An 18,912-nucleotide genomic window follows, 5' to 3' on the forward strand; every position below is an offset into this window, starting at 1 on the left:
GAGGCGCGGTGCGGGCCCGCAACGGGCCTCCCGACCGTCCGCGAGGCGCACGCAGAGCGGCTCCCCGCAGCGGAGGACCGCTGCGGGGAGCCGCTCTGTTCGTACGTCGGGTCGGGTCAGACGAGCGAGCGCAGCACGTACTGCAGGATGCCGCCGTTGCGGTAGTAGTCGGCCTCGCCCGGTGTGTCGATGCGGACGACCGCGTCGAACTCCACCGTCTGCTTGCCGGCGGGCGAGTGCTCGCTCGGCTCGGCCGTGACGTGCACGGTCTTGGGCGTGACGCCGGCGTTCAGCGCGGTCAGGCCCGAGATCGAGACGACCTCGGTGCCGTCGAGACCCAGGGACTCGATCGACTCACCCTCGGGGAACTGCAGCGGCACGACACCCATGCCGATGAGGTTCGACCGGTGGATGCGCTCGAAGCTCTCGGTGATCACCGCGCGGACGCCGAGCAGGCTCGTGCCCTTCGCCGCCCAGTCACGCGACGAGCCGGAGCCGTACTCCTTGCCGCCCAGGACGACGAGCGGCGTGCCCTGCGCCTGGTAGTGCTCGGACGCGTCGTAGATGAAGGACTGGGCGCCGTCCGGCGTCGTGAAGTCGCGGGTGTAGCCGCCCTCCACGCCGTCGAGCAGCTGGTTGCGGAGTCGGATGTTCGCGAACGTGCCGCGGATCATGACCTCGTGGTTGCCGCGACGCGAGCCGTAGGAGTTGAAGTCCTTGCGGTCGATGCCGTGGTCGGCGAGGTACTTGCCCGCGGGGCTGTCGGCCTTGATGGACCCGGCCGGCGAGATGTGGTCGGTCGTGACCGAGTCACCGAGCTTCGCGAGCACCCGGGCGCCGGAGATGTCCGAGACCGCGTCCGGCTGCATCGTCATGCCCTCGAAGTACGGGGGCTTCCGCACGTAGGTGGACTCGCTGTCCCACTCGAACGTGTCGCCGGTCGGCGTCGGCAGGTTCTTCCAGCGGTCGTCGCCCTCGAACACGGAGCCGTACTCGTGGGTGAACATGTCGGTGTCGATCGACGAGTCGATGACCTGCTGGACCTCGGCCGTGTCGGGCCAGATGTCCTGCAGGAAGACGTCGTTGCCGTCCTGGTCCTTGCCCAGGGCGTCGGTGTCGAAGTCGAAGTGCATCGAGCCGGCGAGGGCGTAGGCGATGACCAGCGGCGGCGAGGCCAGGTAGTTCATCTTCACGTCGGGGTTGATGCGGCCCTCGAAGTTGCGGTTGCCCGAGAGCACCGCGGTGACGGCGAGGTCGTTGTCCTGCACGGCCTGCGAGATCTCCTCGGGCAGCGGGCCCGAGTTGCCGATGCACGTGGTGCAGCCGTAGCCGACCGTGTAGAAGCCGAGGTCCTCGAGGTAGGTCGTCAGACCGGCCTTCTCGTAGTAGTCGGTGACGACCTTCGAGCCCGGCGCGAGCGTGGTCTTGACCCACGGCTTGGCCTTGAGGCCCTTCTTCGCCGCGTTGCGGGCGAGGATGCCAGCGGCCATCATCACGGACGGGTTCGACGTGTTCGTGCACGAGGTGATCGCGGCGATGGCGACGGCACCGTGGTCGATGGTGAAGGGGTCGCCGTCGGCGATCGCCACCGATGTCGGCTTCGAGACCGTGCCGGGCGCACTGGAGGCGTGGGCCGGGACCTCGGACGCCGGAGCGTCCTGCAGGTCGTCGACCGCGTGCTCGTCGCCCGGGGCCGCGGCCACCGGGTCGGAGGCCGGGAAGGTGTCCGCGACGGCCTTGTCCTCCTCGGTGTGGTCGATGCTCGCGTAGTTGGCGAGGTCGACCTCGAACTGGTCCTTCGCCTCGGACAGGACGATGCGGTCCTGCGGGCGCTTCGGGCCGGAGATCGAGGGGACGACCGTCGACAGGTCGAGCTCGAGGTACTCCGAGTACGCGGGCTCGACGGACGCATCGTGCCAGAGGCCCTGCGTCTTCGAGTAGGCCTCGACCAGGGCGATCTGCGCCTCGTCGCGGCCGGTCAGGCGCAGGTAGTCGAGCGTGACGTCGTCGACCGGGAAGATCGCCGCCGTCGAACCGAACTCCGGGCTCATGTTGCCGATGGTCGCGCGGTTCGCGAGCGGCACCGCGCCGACGCCCTCGCCGTAGAACTCGACGAACTTGCCGACGACGCCGTGCTTCCGGAGCTGCTCGGTGATCGTGAGCACCACGTCGGTCGCGGTCACGCCGGCGGGGATCTCCCCCGAGAGCTTGAAGCCGACGACCTTCGGGATGAGCATCGACACGGGCTGGCCGAGCATCGCGGCCTCGGCCTCGATGCCGCCGACGCCCCAGCCGAGCACGCCGAGACCGTTCACCATCGTGGTGTGCGAGTCGGTGCCGACGAGGGTGTCCGGGTACGCGTACAGCTCGCCGTCGAACTCGCGCGTGTACGTGACCTTCGCCAGGTACTCGATGTTGACCTGGTGGACGATGCCGGTGCCCGGCGGGACGACCTTGAAGTCCTCGAACGCGGTCTGGCCCCAGCGGAGGAACTGGTAGCGCTCCCCGTTCCGCTCGTACTCGAGGTCGGTGTTGCGCTGCAGGGCGTCGGTGCTGCCGAACAGGTCCGCGATGACCGAGTGGTCGATGACCATCTCGGCGGGCGACAGCGGGTTGATCTTGTTCGGGTCGCCGCCGATCTCCGCCATGGCCTCGCGCATGGTGGCGAGGTCGACGATGCACGGGACACCGGTGAAGTCCTGCATGACCACCCGGGCCGGGGAGAACTGGATCTCGGTGTCCGGGTCGGCCTCGGGGCGCCAGGAGCCGAGGGCGCGGATCTGGCCCTCGGTGACGTTTGCGCCGTCCTCGGTGCGGAGGAGGTTCTCGAGCAGCACCTTGAGGCTGTAGGGCAGCTTCTCGTGACCGGGCACCCGGTCGATCCGGTGGATCGCGTAGTCGACACCCCCAACCGAGAGCGTGTCCTTCGAGCCGAAGCTGTTGACTGCAGCCACTGTGCCGCCTCCCTGTTGATCGGTGTGCCCTCATCCTCGCGGGCCGCGGGACGTCCCACCAGCAAGGTGAACCTAAACCCGGGGACTCCGTCGTGCCCGCAGGAAAGTGTCTTGACGTCGAGACAACTCTACACCGCGGCTGGCTCGTCCCGGACGAAGACGGTCCGGACGAGCAGCCACGTGACCCAGAGCAGCGCGGCGTAGAGCGGCACCCCGGTGATGAGCTTGATGCCGGCGAGCAGTTCGACCTGCGCCGTCAACCAGAGCGGGATCTCGAAGGCGAGCCGGAAGGCGAAGAGCCCGGCCCACATCCAGGTCGCGACCGTCAGGACCCGGCGCTTCGCCGCGTCGTCACGCCAGTCGCGCCCGTCCTCGTCGCCGGGCACCAGCAGGCCCACGACCAGGCCGATGAGCGGACGGCGGATCGCCAGCGTCACCAGGATGACGGCCAGGAACACCGCGTTGATGACGATGCCGGGGATGAAGTTGCTCTCCGCACGACCGGTCAGCAGCGCCAGGCCCGCCGAGATCGCGACGCCGAAGATGCCCGCGAAGGACATCATGATCGACTGCCGCTGCACCAGGCGCAGCACCACGAAGACGAGGCCGATCGCCACCGGGACGACGACGCTCGGCACGACCTCCTTCGTGACGGCGTACACGATGAGGAACGCGAACCCCGGCAGCACGGACTCGGCGAGCCCGCGGACGCCGCCGACCGCGGTCAGCAGGGCCTTGCCGGACGGGGCCTCGCCGGGCGCGACCTGCCCGATGCCGGCGTTCCGCACAGCGTCGCGGAGCTGCGCCTGCAGCGACAGCGGCTCGGCCCGCTCCTCGGCGTACGGGTCGCCGTCGGGCGCGACCCGGTCGGGTCGTGCGCGGTCGTCGTGGTCGGTCACCGGGCCTCCAGGCAGGGTCGTGCGGCCGACGGCCGGGTCAGACGGCCGACGGGGTCGTCTTCGGCATGTGCAGCGGGATGAGGTCGCGCGGCGGCATCGGCGTCGTGCCGCGCACCACGACGACGCTGCGGAACAGCTCCTCGATGTCGGCGGAGTCGTCCGGTTGGTCGGCGGCCTTGCCGGCGATCACACCGCGGAGGAACCAGCGCGGCCCGTCGACGCCCACGAAGCGGGCGGCACGCACGCCGTCGGTGACACCGGCGCCGCCCACGACGGGGACCTGCGCGCGGAGCTCGGGGCCGAACGGTCCGTCGACCTCGGTCACGACGCCGCCCTGCTGCTCGATCTGCTCGGCGATCTGCGCGCGGATCTCGTGCCACAGGCCGGTCGACCGCGGCGCGGCGAACGGCTGCACCTGCAGGGTGGACTCGTCGAAGTCCAGGCCGACGGCGACGACCCGCTTGGAGTCCTCCTCGACCTCGAGGCGGAGGTGCAGGCCCTCGCGCGGCAGGATCTTCACGCCGCCGAGGTCGACGTACGGACGGACCAGGTTCGCCTCGGTTTCGTCGAGGGGGCCGTTGTCGCTGCGGTCCGCCGGGGCCGACTTGTCGGTCGACTCCGTCGCGAGCACCTCGTCGAGACCCGCGTCGGCGTCGTCGGCGAGTTCGATCTCCGGCGTGGGACCGCCGACCTCGACGTCGTCCACCACGGCCTCGGCGACCTCGACCTCGTCGCGCTTGCGTCGTCCGATCCTCATGACCGCGTCCCTTCTCGACCCTGCTCGTGCACGTAGACGGGCGTCGCCGCGCCGTCCTGTCCGGTGGTGTGTCCGTCGGCGGGCGTGTGCTCGTCGCGACGCGCGTCGCCCGCCCCGTAGGTGGCCGGGTGCCCGCCCTCGTCGTCACGGTAGCCCGACGAGCCGAAGCCGTCCTGGCCGCGGACGCTGTCCGGCAACTCGGTGACACGCGTGAAGGTCACCGGCGGCACCGGCAGGACGACGAGCTGTGCGATGCGGTCGCCGACCTGCACCGCGTACGGCTCGGTGGTGTCCGTGTTGAGGAGCGCGACCTTGAGCTCGCCGCGGTAGCCGGAGTCGATGGTGCCGGGGGCGTTCACGATGGTGATGCCGTGCTTCGCGGCGAGGCCGCTCCGAGGCACGACGAACCCGACGTGGCCCGCGGGGAGGGCGACGGCGAGCCCGGTCCCGACCAGGCGGCGCTGCCCGGGCGCGAGGACGACGGCCTCGGCGGAGGTCAGGTCGGCCCCGGCGTCCCCGGGTTTCGCGAAGACGGGAGCGGCATCCCCGGTCCAGAGCACCTCGACTGCATCGGTCACGAGACGAGGGTAGTGCAGACCGTGACCGATCCGTGACCTGGACCGGAGCACGCAGCGATGCATGGTCGAATGGAGGGGTGACCGTGTACCGCGAACGACTGTGGGCGCCGCCGGCCCTGTACCTGGCGACGGCGCTCGTCATCCCCGCGAGCCTGCTCGTGTTCCTCCCGATCAGCGTGACGGCCGGCGTCGTCGTCGCGATCGGCATGGAACTGGCCGTGCTCGTCCTCCTGTGGGTCCTCGCACCCGTGGTCGAGGTGACCGACACCGAGTTCCGCGCCGGCCGTGCGCACCTGCCCCGGACGGCGGTCGGCGAGGTCGCGGGCTACACGGGCACGGCGGCGACGAGCCAGCGCGGCCCGGAGCTCGACGCCCGCGCGTGGACGCTCTTCCGCGGGTACGTGCACGGCGTGGTGAAGGTCGAGGTGCGCGACGCCGCCGACCCGACGCCGTACTGGCTGGTCAGCGTGCGCGACCCGGAGGCGGTCACGCGGGCCCTGACCACCGGCGCCACGAGCGCCGGGACGGCGACCGCCGCCGAGCGCTGACGGCCGGGCGAGCCCCGGCAACGACACCGGTGCGCTGGCGGGCAGCCCCGCACACGCAGGACGGCCCGCATCCGACAGGATGCGGGCCGTCCTCACGCTCGGCAGCGTGCGCTCAGAGTGCGGCGCACTCCATGCACACGGGGCCGAGCTTCGTCTCGTGGTCGAGCTGCGAGCGGTGCTTCACGAGGAAGCACTCCACACAAGTGAACTCGTCGACCTGCGGGGGCAGCACGACGACGTCGAGGTCGACGTCGCTGAGGTCCTGACCCGCGAGCTCGAAACTGCCAGGGTTGTCGGAATCGTCGTCGACGACCCCCGACATCTTGTCGGGAACGCGCTCCTTGAGGGCCTCGATCGACTCCGAGTCAGAGTTGTCGTCGGTCTTCCGAGGGGCGTCGTAATCGGTGGCCATGCCCATCCATTTCTCGTATCGAGAGGGTCGTCGCCGGAATCGGCGGCGACAGTTTGCACCACGGCCGGTCCGAGTGCAAACCGGGCGGTCGAGTGGCGCGTTCTGGCCCTGCAACCCGCCGTGCACCGTGCGCATTCCCGGAGTCGACGACCTGCGCGCGGCACGCCGTGCGCCTCCCCGGAAAGTGCCCGGACGGCCTGCATACTCCTCGGGTACGACGCACGACCGTACGCAGGCAGCGGAAGGCGGAACCATGCAAGACGTGAGAGTCATCGGAGTCGAATCCGGGTCACTCCTCCTGGCGACCGACGGCGGGACCGAGTTCCGGTTGCCGGTGACGGCGTCGCTCCCGGGTCAGGTCCGGCAGGCGAACCCCGACTCGGGACCGCAGAAGCGGGTCTCCCCCAAGGACGTCCAGGCGCGCATCCGCAGCGGTGCGGACGCGGCAGACGTCGCTTCGGCGCTCGGGGTCGAGGTCGACTACGTCCGACGCTTCGAGGGCCCGGTCCTCGCCGAGCGCTCGTTCATCCTCGACGCCGCCCGTCGCGTCAGCGTGACGCCGGTCGACGACGCCTCGCCCGACACCTTCGGCGAGGCGATCACCGCACGTCTCGAGGCCGGCGACGCGACCGACATCACGTGGTCGAGCTGGAAGCACGTCGAGAACGGCTGGCAGGTGCAGGTCCGCTACACCGCGGCCGAGGTCGAGCACGACGCCCAGTGGCGCTTCGACCCGAAGACCGCGACCCTCGTGCCGGACAACGGTGACGCGCACCGCCTGTCGCACACCGAGGACGAGGGCATCGCCCCGCGCCTCCGCGCCGTCGAGTACGAGCGCCAGGACGACGACGGCACCCGCTTCGACTCGGGTGCGTTCCAGGTCGCGGAGCCCGTGGCCGAGGACGAGCCCGCCGCCCCGGAGAGCACCGACCGCGCCCCGCTCCGTCCGCCGCTCCCCCGCATCGGCACCGCCTACGTCGAGGAGCGCGCCCCCGGCAACGAGACCGCCGACCTGCTCGAGGCCCTCCGCCGTCGCCGCGGAGAGCGGGAGGCCGCGTCGTTCCCCGAGCAGCAGGACGCACCGCGCGGCTCGTCCGTGAGCGTCGTCGACATCCCGCTGCACGGCCAGGACGACTCGGACACCGCACCGCAGCCGGAGGCGCGTCCCGCCTCCGCCCCGGAGGCCGACGGCCGCCAGGACCGCCGCAAGCGCAACCGCCGCGCGATGCCCAGCTGGGACGAGATCGTCTTCGGCACCCGTCCTGACGACGACACCGTCTGAGTCCGCTCCGTCCGCCTGACGGGAGGCCCGTCCCACGTCCGTGGGGCGGGCCTCCCGTCGTCCGGTGGGCGACGGCCGGTGCCCTCGGGTCCTAGGAGAACGCCCCGGCCAGGCGCAGCGGCACGAGGAGCTCGTCGTCGCTCATGGCGCCGTGCTGACCGACCATCCGGCCCGGCTGCGAGCCCGCGGCAACGCCCCGGTCGTCGTTGAACGCCCACGAGCCGCGGGCGACGACGAGCACGTCGCCGATCCGCGGCAGCACCTCGTCGGTCACGGTGCCGAACCACCCGGCGGCGACCGCCTCGGCCCGGCTCGCCACGACGGCACGCTTGCCCAGCGAGCTGCGGAACGCCTCGACCAGGGCGGGGACGTCGGTGCCCGGCGCCACGGTCAGCTGGCAGCAGCGCGGGTCACCCGCGATCCCGACCACGTCGACGAGCAGGTCCGGGTCCATCGCCACGTTCGACTCCGGCGGGACGTCGAGGATCCCGTGGTCGGCTGTCACGAGCACGCCGACATCGGGGGCGAGCCGGGCCGCGAGACGGGCGAGTTCGCCGTCGACCAGCTCGAGCGCGGCCGTCCACCGGTCCGACTGCCACCCGTGCTTGTGCGCGATCGAGTCGAGCTCCGGGATGTACAGGTACACGAGCTGCTGCCCCGAGGCCGTCGCGTCGACGGCGGCGTCGACCCGTGCGCGGACGTCGTCGCCGGCGACGAAGCGCGCGCCACCGAGGACGTTCGCCGTCATGCCCGAGGACCGGTACCGCCCCGGTGCGACCACGACCGGGTCGACGCCGAGCTCCCGGGCTGTGGTGAACACCGTGCCCGACCGGAGCCAGCCCGTTGGCACCTCGGTGTCCCAGCCGCTGAGCAGGTTCACCACGCGCGACTCGTCCGGGACCCACGCGCTGTAGCCGACGACGCCGTGGGTGCCCGGTGAGCGACCCGTCGTCAGGGTGCTGAGGGCCGCCGCGGTCGTGGTCGGGAAGCCGCTCCGCAGCCGCTTCTTCGTGGCCGTCAGGAAGCGGGCGTGCCCGGCCCGTGCGGCGAGGGCGTTGGCCCCGAGGCCGTCGACCAGCACCACGACCGCGGAACGGGCGGGGCGGAGGGTGATCCGGGCCTCCAGGCCGCGGTCGCGCAGCCAGGCATCGTCGGCGGCGCCCAGCGCGACGAGGCAACTCGGCAGCACGTCGGCGAGGTTCACGGCGCCGTCGGGGGCCGTCGGTACGCTTGTTCCCACCCCCAGAGTCTTCCAGATCGAACTGGGTCGGCAGGAAGGTGCCATGGCACGCACGGACGTCGTCGGACTCCCCGACGGTGAGCGGATCGAGGACGTCGACGTCTCCGAGGAGATGCAGGGCTCCTTCCTCGAGTACGCGTACTCGGTGATCTACTCCCGCGCCCTCCCGGACGCCCGCGACGGACTCAAGCCGGTCCAGCGACGGATCCTGTACCAGATGGCGGAGATGGGCCTGCGCCCGGACCGTGGGCACGTGAAGAGCGCGCGCGTCACCGGCGAGGTGATGGGCAAGCTGCACCCGCACGGCGACGGCGCGATCTACGACGCCCTGGTGCGGCTCGCGCAGCCGTTCACGATGCGCGTCCCGCTCGTCGACGGCCACGGCAACTTCGGCTCGCTCGACGACGGACCCGCAGCGGCCCGGTACACCGAGGCCCGGCTGGCCGAGCCCTCGATGGCGATGACCGAGGGTCTGGGCGAGGACGTCGTCGACTTCGTCCCGAACTACGACAACCAGATCATGCAGCCGAGCGTCCTGCCGGCGGCGTTCCCGAACCTCCTGGTGAACGGCGCCTCGGGCATCGCTGTCGGCATGGCGACGAACATGGCGCCGCACAACCTGGGCGAGGTGGTCGAGGCCGCCAAGCACCTGCTGATGCACCCCCGGGCGACCCTCGACGAGCTCATGGAGTTCGTCCCCGGACCGGACCTGCCCTCCGGTGGCACCATCGTCGGGCTCTCCGGCGTGCGCGACGCCTACGCCACGGGGCGCGGAACCTTCCGCACGCGGGCCAAGGTCTCGGTCGAGAACATCTCGCCCCGCAAGACCGGCCTGGTCGTCACCGAGCTGCCGTACCTCGTCGGCCCCGAGCGGGTCATCGAGAAGATCAAGGACGGGGTGCAGGCGAAGAAGCTCGTCGGCATCTCGGACGTCAACGACCTCACCGACCGCAACCACGGCCTGCGCCTGGTGATCGGCATCAAGTCCGGCTTCAACCCGACCGCCGTGCTCGAGCAGCTGTACAAGCACACTCCGCTCGAGGAGAACTTCGGCATCAACAACGTCGCGCTCGTCGACGGCTCACCGCGGACCCTCGGCCTGCGCGACCTGCTCGACGTGTACGTGCGGCACCGCCTGTCGGTCGTCACGCGGCGCTCGGAGTACCGGCTGGCCCGGCGCCGCGAACGGCTGCACCTGGTCGAGGGGCTGCTCATCGCGATCCTCGACATCGACGAGGTCATCCAGGTCATCCGCACGTCGGACGACTCCGAGGCCGCGCGCTCCCGTCTGCGTGACGTCTTCGACCTGTCCGAGGTGCAGGCCGAGTACATCCTCGAGCTGCGCCTGCGTCGCCTGACGAAGTTCTCGCGCATGGAGCTCGAGGGCGAACGCGACCAGCTGCTCGCCGACATCGCCTCGCTCGAGGAACTGCTGGCGTCCGACGACCGGCTCCGTGCCCAGGTCGCGACCGAACTCAGCGAGGTGTCCGACCGCTTCGCCACGCCCCGCCGCACGCTCCTCACCGAGGCCGACGCCCCGGTCCGCGGTGGTCGCAAGGCCGCGGTCGACCCCGAGTCGCTGCAGGTCGCGGATGCGCCGTGCCGTGTGCTGCTGTCCACCACCGGGCGACTGGTCCGCGTCGACATCCCCGCCGCCGAGTCCGGGATCGTGCACGTGCCGAAGCGCTCGAAGCACGACGCCGTCCGCTCCACCGTCGTGAGCACGGTCCGCGGGCAGGTCGGGGCGCTCACCTCCACGGGGCGGATCGTCCGGTTCTCCCCCGTCGACGTGCCGGCCGTCCCACCGGCATCGGTCCGGCTCGACGCCGGGGTCCGCGTCACCGACTACCTCGGCGTCCCGAAGAACGAGGTCGTCGTGGCCCTGGTGTCGCTGGACGGCTCGGTGGCGGACTCCGTCGCCATCGGCACCGCGCAGGGCGTCGTGAAGCGCGTCGTCCCGGCCGCCTGGCCCGAGAAGCCCGACTTCCCCGCCATCGGCCTGAAGCCCGGCGACCGTGTCGTCGGTGCCACCCAGGCACCCGAGTCGGACGACCTCGTGTTCATCACCTCGAACGCGCAGCTGCTCCGTTTCCCGGCCGCCGCCGTGCGCCCGCAGGGGCTGCCGGCCGGCGGTGTCGCCGGGGTCTCCCTCGGCGCGGGCGCCTCCGTGGTCTGGTTCGGCTCGGTCGCCCTGACCGAGGACTCCGTCGTCGCGACCGTGTCGACGACCTCGACGGCGCTCCCCGGGACCGACGCGGGCCGGGCCAAGGTGTCCGCGCTCACCGAGTTCCCGGCGAAGGGCCGCGGCACCCAGGGGGTCCGGGCGCACGCGTTCCTGAAGGGCGAGGACGGGCTGACCGTGGCGTGGGCCGGTGTGGCACCACCGCACGCGGTCGGCGCGGACGGAGCGGCGCGCACGTTGCCCGACTGGTTGTCGAAACGCGACGGCTCGGGCAGCCCGCTCGACGCCGAGGTCGTCACGATCGGCGGCAGCGCGGCGGCGGTCGACGGGACGCGCGGCGAGGTCTGAGCCGCGGGTCGCCCCGCGCCCCGGTCCGCCTGGGCCGCCCTGCGGGGACGCCGTCGTCGTCGCGAGCGCACGCCGGCGACGGACGGGAGGCGCGGTGCGGGTCCGCACCGCGCCTCCCGTCCGTCAGGTCGGACGCCCCGGCGGCTCAGGCGTCGATGCGCTCGCGGTCCAGACCCTCGCCGGCCAGGATGAACTCCTTGCGCGGAGCGACGTCGTTGCCCATGAGGAGCTCGAACACCTTCGCCGCGGACTCCGCGTCGGACACGTTGACGCGGCGGAGGGTCCGGTGCGCACGGTCCATCGTCGTCTCGGCGAGCTGGTCGGCATCCATCTCCCCCAGGCCCTTGTAGCGCTGGATCGGCTCGAGGTACTTCTTGTTCGAGCGCTCGAGCTTCTTCAGCAGGGTCGTGAGTTCCTGCTCGGAGTACGTGTAGAGCGTGTCGTTCGGCTTCCCGCGGTTCACCACGACGACCCGGTGCAGCGGCGGCACGGCGGCGAACACCCGGCCCTGCTCGATCATCGGCCGCATGTACCGGAAGAACAGCGTCAGCAGCAGCGTGCGGATGTGGGCACCGTCGACGTCGGCGTCCGACATGATGATGACCTTGCCGTAGCGGGCCTGGTCGAGCTCGAACGTGCGGCCGGAGCCGGCGCCGATGACCTGGATGATCGAGGCGCACTCGGCGTTCGAGAGCATGTCCGACACGGACGCCTTCTGCACGTTGAGGATCTTGCCGCGGATGGGCAGCAGCGCCTGGTACTCGCTGTTGCGGGCGAGCTTCGCGGTGCCCAGGGCCGAGTCGCCCTCGACGATGAAGAGCTCGGTGCCCTCGACGTCGTTCGACCGGCAGTCGGCGAGCTTGGTCGGCAGCGAGGAGTTCTCGAGCGCGTTCTTCCGGCGCTGCGTCTCCTTGTGGGCCCGGGCGGAGATGCGGGTCTTCATCTCGGAGACGACCTTCTCGAGCAGCAGGGCCGCCTGCGCCTTCTCGGTCCGCTGCGTGGAGGTCAGGATCTCCGTCATCCGCTTCGCGACGACCGAGTCGACGATCCGGCGGACCGCGGGCGTGCCGAGGATCTCCTTCGTCTGCCCCTCGAACTGCGGCTCCGGCAGGCGGACCGTGAGCACCGCCGTCAGACCGGCGAGCACGTCGTCCTTCTCGAGCTTGTCCTGCCCGACCTTCAACTTGCGGGCGTTGGCCTCGACCTGCGCCCGGACCGCCTTCACCAGGCCGGACTCGAAGCCCGCCTGGTGCGTCCCGCCCTTGGGCGTCGCGATGATGTTCACGAAGCTGCGGAACGCCGTCTCGTAGCCGTCACCCCAGCGCAGGGCCACGTCGACCTCGCAGGAGCGCTCGACCTCGGTGGACACCATGTGCCCCTTGTCGTCGAGCATCGGCACGGTCTCCTTGAACGTGCCGGAACCCTGGATGCGCCACACGTCGGTGACGGCGCCGTCGACCGAGAGGTGCTCGACGAACTCGCCGATGCCGCCCTCGTACCGGAAACGCTCGACCACCGGGCCCTGCTCGACGTGCCGGACCACCGCGGCGCCGTCCTCGCCCGCGTCGTCGGCGGCTCCGGGTGCCGGGGCGGCCAGCGCCGCACGCTCGGCCGCGGCGGCGATGGACGCGGGACGGGCGTCGGTGATGGTGAGGCCGAGTCCCGGCACCAGGAAGGCGGTCTGGCGGGCGCGGTTGACGAGGTCGCCGGTGCTGAACGCGGCGTCCTTCGTGAAGATCTGTCGGTCAGCCCAGTAGCGCACCCGGGTGCCGGTCACGCCCTTCTTCACCTTGCCTGCCACGCGGAGCTCGCTGCCCGAGGTGAACGGTGCGAAGGGGGCGTCGGGGCCGATCCCCTGGCTGTCGTCGAAGACGCCGGGCTCCCCGCGGTGGAAGGACATCACGTACGTCTTGCCGCCCCGGTCGACCTGCACGTCGAGGCGCTCCGACAGGGCGTTCACGACCGAGGCCCCGACACCGTGCAGACCACCGGAGGCCGCGTACGACCCCGACCCGAACTTGCCGCCAGCGTGGAGCTTGGTGAACACGACCTCGACACCGGTGAGTCCGGTCTTCGGCTCGACGTCGACCGGGATGCCACGGGCGACGTCGGAGACCTCGACCGATCCGTCGGCGTGCAGCGTCACACCGATCTCGTCACCGTGCCCGGCGAGGGCTTCGTCGACGGAGTTGTCGATGACCTCCCACAGGCAGTGCATGAGGCCACGGGAGTCCGTCGAGCCGATGTACATGCCGGGACGCTTCCGGACCGCCTCGAGTCCTTCGAGGACGGAGAGATGCCGTGCGGAGTAGTCGGAGCTCACCTGATGAGCGTACCGATCCGCACCGACAGGACCGGGCCGATCGCGCGGTGCGCCTCGGCCAGGGGACAACCGCTCCGCGCTGAGCGAACGAGCCGGTCAGGATGCGGGGCATCCAGGCAAGACGTGTTGGAATGGGTGCATTCACCGCACCGTACTGCGATCCGTGAGGAGCACAGCAATGACCCAGACCGTGCAGGACCTCTCCGTCGACGAACTCAACGACCACCAGCTCACCGCAGCCGACCGCTGCGACAGCTGCGGTGCGCAGGCCTACATCCGCGCCACCATGGCCAGTGGTGAACTCCTGTTCTGCGCCCACCACGGCGCTGAGTTCAAGGACAAGCTCGCCGCCACCGCGCTCGAGTGGCACGACGAGTCGTCGCGACTCCACGAGTCCAAGTAGGACGACACAGCAGCAGACACACCGGAGGCCCGGTGTCGGTTCTCGGAACCGACACCGGGCCTCCGGTCTGTCGCGGGCTGGACCGCGGTGGTGGTGCTCAGGCGATGCGCTTGAACGCCTTGTCGACGTAGCGGTCGATCGTCGCGCGCGCCTCGCGGGCGTAGCGGTCGATGGTCGCCGTGCGCTCGGCATCCGGCGTGTAGTCGCGGCCGACGCGTCCGGTCGCCGCGGCGAGGACGGCATCGGTCAGCTGCGGGTTGAGCGGCAGGATCGGCCCCTGGGTGTGCGTCCCGAAGGACGTCCCGGAGACCGCACCCTCGACCGGCGCACCAGCCTGGTTCCCGCCGCCGGAGACGACGTCCGCGAAGGGCTGCACGCCCTCGCCGAGCTCGATGCGGGCCGCGTGGTCCTCGAAGCCCGCGAGACGGGTCGACGCTCCGGGGAGCAGCGGGTACCGGGTCTCGAGGACGAAGTAGTTGACCCGTCGCTCGGCGCCACGGACGGCTCGGGCGTCGAACACGCCGAAGCCGTCGATGGGAGCACCCTCGGTGGGGACGACCTGCTTCGTGGCGAGGTCGAAGCCGCCGCCGACCGCGACGACCGGGATCCCGGCGACCGCGAACTCGCGCAGCGGAGCGCCGATGCGGGCGACGTCCGGGCCGAGCGAGCGCATCGCGCTGAGCGGACCGTTGCCGACCAGGACGACGTCGGCGGTCGTGGGCAGGACGTCGCCCGGCGCGTACTCGACGACCTCGGTCGCGATGTCCGCGGCCTCGGCACGCCGGACGAGGGCTGCGACGTTGCCGCGGTCCCCCGAGACGCCCATCTGGCGCGGGTAGACGTGCAGGATGGTCAGGCGATCGGCCGTCATGCGGTCTTCTCCATGTCCGGGTGCCCCAGGGCCTTCCGGGCGATCATCATGATCTCGTAGTTGACGATGAAGTTCTTCGTGCCGGTCGTCGTCGCGCCGAGGCCCTGCATGTGCCGGATCGCCGACTCGACGTCCGGTTCGACCCGGCCGATGCGGACACCGGCGTGCTCGAGCGCGATCGCGATCTGCCAGGCCTTGTCACCGGAGACGACGTCCACGTGGTCGAGCTTCGAGAAGTCGATGTCGTAGATCCACGAGATGTCCGGCGTGCCCTCGTCGATCGCCATGAGGACCTGCTCCGGGTGCGCCGGCAGGGCGTCGAGGTTGAGCTGCAGGCTCGCGGCGTTCTTGAACATCGTGAACTCGGCGGACTCCCCCGCGATCGGGAGGCGCTCGCCTCGCCCGTAGGCCGGCTTCATGCGCTCGAACGCCTTCGTCACGGCGGACGCCCGGAACTGGTCGCCCAGCGCAGCGCTGGCCGTCGCGGCCGCGGCAGCAGCGTCGACCGCGTAGTGCAGCCCCCGGGCCGGCAGACGGACGGGGATCTCGGTGCCGGCGAAGGCGATCGTCGCGCCGTCACCGGAGAACGCAGTCACCTCGGCGTCGGCGGACGTCTCGGCCCGGTCGGCCCCGGCCACGAAGTCGTCGGCGTTCTGCAGCCCGTTCGGCGCCGCCGCCACGACCTCGGTGCTCGCGCCGAAGCGCAGGACCCGCTGTCCGTCGACGGCCGCGTAGGCGTCGAGGAACTGGTCGTCGTGGTTGGTGACGACGTTCGCCGACGACAGCGCCGCCGTGTCGAGCATCATGGTCGCGACGCGCTCGGTCTCGAAGAAGCGGTAGAGCTGGTCGACCTGCACGTTGAGCATCGTCACCGTGGACGGCGACAGGATGCCGGCGAGCTCGACCGCGAACGCCTCGTCGACCTCGAGGATGCCGATGTCGGCCTTCAGCTTGCCGGTCAGCGAGACCTCGGACAGCAGCGCCGAGGCGATGCCCTGCGGCAGGTTCGCGCCCGACGGGTTCGTGAACACCCGCAGACCGTGCGCCCGCACGATCTCCGAGATCATGTGCGTCGTCGTTGACTTGCCGTTCGAGCCGAGCACGAACACGACGCCGTTCGGGAACTGGCGCGTGACGTGCTGCAGGAAGTCCGGGACGAGCTTGAGGACGACGTAGCCCGGGTAGGCGGAGCCGCCGCCCCTCGCACGGGCGAGGGCGCGGAGGATCCGCCCGACCAGGATCGGGATCGCGAAACGCACGTCCGGCCTACTCGAGGTAGTCGCGGAGCGACTGCGACCGGGACGGGTGGCGGAGCTTCGCCATCGTCTTGGACTCGATCTGACGGATGCGCTCGCGCGTGACGCCGAACGTGTCGCCGATCTGGTCGAGGGTCTTCGGCTGGCCGTCGCCCAGGCCGAAACGCATCCGGATGACCCCGGCCTCGCGCTCGGACAGGGAGTCGAGCAGGCTCTCGAGCTGCTTCTGCAGCATCGTGAAGCCCACCGCGTCGGCCGGGACGACCGCCTCGGTGTCCTCGATGAGGTCACCGAACTCGGAGTCGCCGTCCTCGCCGAGCGGGGTGTGCAGCGAGATCGGCTCGCGGCCGTACTTCTGCACCTCGACGACCTTCTCGGGCGTCATGTCGAGCTCGCGGGCGAGCTCTTCCGGGGTGGGTTCGCGGCCGAGGTCCTGCAGCATCTGCCGCTGGACACGAGCGAGCTTGTTGATGACCTCGACCATGTGCACCGGGATGCGGATGGTGCGGGCCTGGTCGGCCATGGCGCGGGTGATGGCCTGGCGGATCCACCACGTCGCGTAGGTCGAGAACTTGAAGCCCTTCGTGTAGTCGAACTTCTCGACCGCACGGATCAGGCCCAGGTTGCCCTCCTGGATGAGGTCGAGGAACTGCATGCCGCGACCGGTGTAGCGCTTGGCGAGCGAGACGACCAGACGGAGGTTCGCGCCGAGCAGGTGCGACTTCGCACGCTGACCGTCACGTGCGACCCAGCGCAGCTCGCGCTCGGCGGGCTTCGTGAGACCGGTCGAGTGCTGCAGCTTGTCCTCGGCGAACAGGCCGGCCTCGATGCGCATCGCGAGCTCGACCTCCTGCTCGGCGTTGAGCAGCGCGACCTTGCCGATCTGCTTGAGGTAGTCCTTCACCGGGTCGGCCGTGGCGCCCGTGATGGTCGTCGAGTAGACCGGCGCTTCGTCGTCGTCGGTCTGCGAGATGACCAGCGCGCCGGCGGCCACCGCGGCCGCCTCGGTCGCGGGCTTCGCGGCCGAGTCGTCCTCGGTGTCGTCGCTGGCGTCGTCGGTCGACTCGGCGGCGTCGTCGGTGACCTCGACCGGCGTCTCGTCGTCGGCGTCGCCGTCCTCGTCGTCGGCAGCGGCGGTCGCCTTCTTGCCGGCGGCCTTCTTGGGGGCCGCCTTCTTCGGGGCGGCCTTCTTGGCGGCGGTGGTGGTCCTGGTGGCGCGCTTCTTCGGCGCGACCGTGCCCTCCGTCTCCGTGGCGTCTTCCGCCACGACGTCGGGCGTGGTGTCCTTCGTGGGATCGACCGTCGTGCTCCGGGCAGCCATGCGATCACCTTCCTCGTCGTGCCACGTTCCTGGGGTCGTGGCCTTCCCTCGCCGCCCAGGGCCACCGCCGCAGTCCCCCACGTCGTCTGGTCCTACCGTTCCGGGCAGCACTAGGACCCATGTCAAGTCCCCCGACGTCGGACGCGGGGAACCAGAAAGGGTCCGTGGTCATTATTGCACGCGACCGTTCCGCAAGCGTGCAACGAGTGCAACCCAGAGCGGACCCACCCGTATTCCGTCCTCGGCGTGCAGCCGGGCACGTGTCCGACGGCGGGCGAGCAACAGCATCACCACACCGAACCCGACCACGACGTACTGCACCGTCATGGCGACGCGGAAGTTCTGCCACGCGAAGGTCGACGTGCCCGAGGCCGAGGCGAGCACGTCGAGCAGGGACCCGATCGCGAACATCATGACGAAGGCCGCGAGGAACCCGCCGACGTTGACCACGCCGTTCGCCGAGCCGAGCGAGCCCACCGGGTTGAAGGACCGCGCGAAGTCGAAGCCGATCAGCGAGCCGGGTCCGCCGACACCCATCGCCACGACGAGCAGGACGAGCAGCCACGTCGGCGGCTGGCCGGGCCAGAGCAGCACCGCGGTCCAGACCACACCCAGCGCGGTGACGATGCCGAGCACCAGGTTCGACCGCCGCATCGGGAACCGGGCGCAGAGCAGTCCGAGCACCGGACCCGCGACGAAGCCGACGACCACGATGACGGTCAGGAAGGACGCCGCCTCGGTCGCGGAGTACCCGAGCCCGCGGAGCATCGGGACGCCCCACAGCAGGCTGAACACCGTGCCCGAGGACTGCGTGACGTAGTGCGACCAGAACCCGAGCTGCGTGCCGGGGCGGCGGAGCGCGTGACCGAAGGTGCCGAAGGCCGCGCGCCACGAGTGCGGGACGGGGATCGTGTCGGTCCGCACCGCCACGGGACCCGCGCGGACGAACACCACCGCCAGGACGAGCCCGACTGCGCTGGCGATCGCCGCGACGCCGAACGCCGCGTCCCAGCCGACGGTGTGCAGCAGCAGCGCGAACGGGAAGGCCGACGCGATCTGCCCGATCTGCCCGAGGTTGCCCGTCCACTGCGAGATCTGCGGCAGGAGGGAGCCGCTGAACCACATCGGCAGCAGCCGCATCACCGAGATGAAGGTCATCGCGTCGCCGGCCCCGACCAGCACCCGGCCGACGATCGCCGGTCCGATCGTCGGGGACAGGGCGACCACCGCCTGCCCGACCGTCAGCAGCAGCGCCCCGAGGAGCACGAGCTTGCGTGGGCCGACCCGGTCGAGGGCGATTCCGACGGGGATCTGCAGTCCGGCGTAGACCGCGATCTGCACCACGGCCAGCGTGGACAGGACGGCGGCGGTCACGGCGAAGCGGTCCTGGGCGTCGACCCCGGAGACACCGAGGGACGAGCGCTGCATGACCGCCAGGACGTACGCCAGCACGGCGACGCCCCAGACGACGAAGGCGCGGCGGGAGTTCACCCGTCCAGGCTAGCGAGCGGGCCGGGGCCCTCCGTCCCGGACGACCG

At 71.0% G+C, this 18,912-nt stretch carries 14 protein-coding genes and 1 pseudogene; 4 read left to right on the plus strand and 11 right to left on the minus strand.

Going from position 1 to position 18,912, the window contains the following annotated elements:
• Nucleotides 1-116 precede the first annotated feature (116 nt).
• The 4 genes and pseudogenes from KM842_RS05890 to dut all read right to left on the minus strand — a co-directional run.
• Complete coding sequence (locus KM842_RS05890; protein WP_216261539.1) at nt 117-2,954, minus strand: aconitate hydratase; 2,838 nt, start codon at nt 2,952-2,954, stop codon at nt 117-119.
• 128 nt (nt 2,955-3,082) lie between these two features.
• On the minus strand, nt 3,083-3,853 hold the full coding sequence (locus tag KM842_RS05895; protein WP_216261540.1) for a DUF3159 domain-containing protein: 771 nt from the start codon (nt 3,851-3,853) through the stop codon (nt 3,083-3,085).
• 37 nt (nt 3,854-3,890) lie between these two features.
• Nucleotides 3,891-4,610: a DUF3710 domain-containing protein gene (locus KM842_RS05900; RefSeq protein WP_216261541.1), complete on the minus strand. Its 720-nt coding sequence runs from the start codon at nt 4,608-4,610 to the stop codon at nt 3,891-3,893.
• 122 nt (nt 4,611-4,732) lie between these two features.
• Nucleotides 4,733-5,188, minus strand: a pseudogene (gene dut, locus KM842_RS05905) (dUTP diphosphatase); the annotation flags it as partial.
• 77 nt (nt 5,189-5,265) lie between these two features.
• On the opposite strand from dut, the gene KM842_RS05910 reads away from it, so the two are divergent.
• Complete coding sequence (locus KM842_RS05910; protein WP_216261543.1) at nt 5,266-5,736, plus strand: DUF3093 domain-containing protein; 471 nt, start codon at nt 5,266-5,268, stop codon at nt 5,734-5,736.
• 112 nt (nt 5,737-5,848) lie between these two features.
• Here KM842_RS05910 and KM842_RS05915 read toward each other — a convergent pair whose 3' ends face one another.
• Nucleotides 5,849-6,148, minus strand: a complete 300-nt coding sequence (locus KM842_RS05915) for a DUF4193 domain-containing protein (RefSeq protein ID WP_110825450.1) — start codon at nt 6,146-6,148, stop codon at nt 5,849-5,851.
• Between the two features lie 262 nt (nt 6,149-6,410).
• Here KM842_RS05915 and sepH point away from each other — a divergent pair, with 262 nt between their 5' ends.
• Nucleotides 6,411-7,430: a septation protein SepH gene (gene sepH / locus KM842_RS05920; protein ID WP_216261544.1), complete on the plus strand. Its 1,020-nt coding sequence runs from the start codon at nt 6,411-6,413 to the stop codon at nt 7,428-7,430.
• Nucleotides 7,431-7,521: 91 nt separating this feature from the next.
• Here sepH and KM842_RS05925 read toward each other — a convergent pair whose 3' ends face one another.
• Nucleotides 7,522-8,670: an alkaline phosphatase family protein gene (locus tag KM842_RS05925; protein ID WP_216261545.1), complete on the minus strand. Its 1,149-nt coding sequence runs from the start codon at nt 8,668-8,670 to the stop codon at nt 7,522-7,524.
• Between the two features lie 43 nt (nt 8,671-8,713).
• On the opposite strand from KM842_RS05925, the gene KM842_RS05930 reads away from it, so the two are divergent.
• Entirely contained in the window at nt 8,714-11,200 is a 2,487-nt protein-coding gene (locus tag KM842_RS05930) for a DNA gyrase/topoisomerase IV subunit A (RefSeq protein ID WP_216261546.1), read from the plus strand.
• A 145-nt stretch (nt 11,201-11,345) separates the two neighbouring features.
• Here KM842_RS05930 and KM842_RS05935 read toward each other — a convergent pair whose 3' ends face one another.
• Nucleotides 11,346-13,523 (minus strand): DNA gyrase/topoisomerase IV subunit B, encoded by a 2,178-nt coding sequence (locus KM842_RS05935; RefSeq protein WP_216261547.1) that lies wholly within the window; start codon nt 13,521-13,523, stop codon nt 11,346-11,348.
• Between the two features lie 178 nt (nt 13,524-13,701).
• On the opposite strand from KM842_RS05935, the gene KM842_RS05940 reads away from it, so the two are divergent.
• A complete protein-coding gene (locus tag KM842_RS05940; protein WP_216261548.1) occupies nt 13,702-13,926 on the plus strand; it encodes a DUF7455 domain-containing protein in 225 nt (74 codons plus the stop codon).
• 97 nt (nt 13,927-14,023) lie between these two features.
• Here the strand turns inward: KM842_RS05940 and KM842_RS05945 are convergent, their stop codons facing one another.
• From KM842_RS05945 to KM842_RS05960, 4 genes are all read right to left on the minus strand, one after another.
• A complete protein-coding gene (locus tag KM842_RS05945) occupies nt 14,024-14,797 on the minus strand; it encodes a type 1 glutamine amidotransferase (protein WP_216261549.1) in 774 nt (257 codons plus the stop codon).
• On the minus strand, nt 14,794-16,056 hold the full coding sequence (locus KM842_RS05950) for a MurT ligase domain-containing protein (protein WP_216261550.1): 1,263 nt from the start codon (nt 16,054-16,056) through the stop codon (nt 14,794-14,796). Before KM842_RS05950 ends, KM842_RS05945 begins: the two co-directional genes overlap by 4 nt.
• Before the next feature lie 7 nt (nt 16,057-16,063).
• The gene (locus KM842_RS05955) at nt 16,064-17,374 is read right to left on the minus strand and encodes an RNA polymerase sigma factor (protein WP_216261551.1); all 1,311 of its coding nucleotides are present in this window, start codon (nt 17,372-17,374) and stop codon (nt 16,064-16,066) included.
• Nucleotides 17,375-17,545: 171 nt separating this feature from the next.
• The gene (locus KM842_RS05960) at nt 17,546-18,865 is read right to left on the minus strand and encodes an MFS transporter (RefSeq protein ID WP_216261552.1); all 1,320 of its coding nucleotides are present in this window, start codon (nt 18,863-18,865) and stop codon (nt 17,546-17,548) included.
• Between the last annotated feature and the right edge of the window lie 47 nt (nt 18,866-18,912).

The organism is Curtobacterium sp. L6-1 (genome assembly GCF_018885305.1).
GTDB lineage: Bacteria > Actinomycetota > Actinomycetes > Actinomycetales > Microbacteriaceae > Curtobacterium > Curtobacterium aetherium.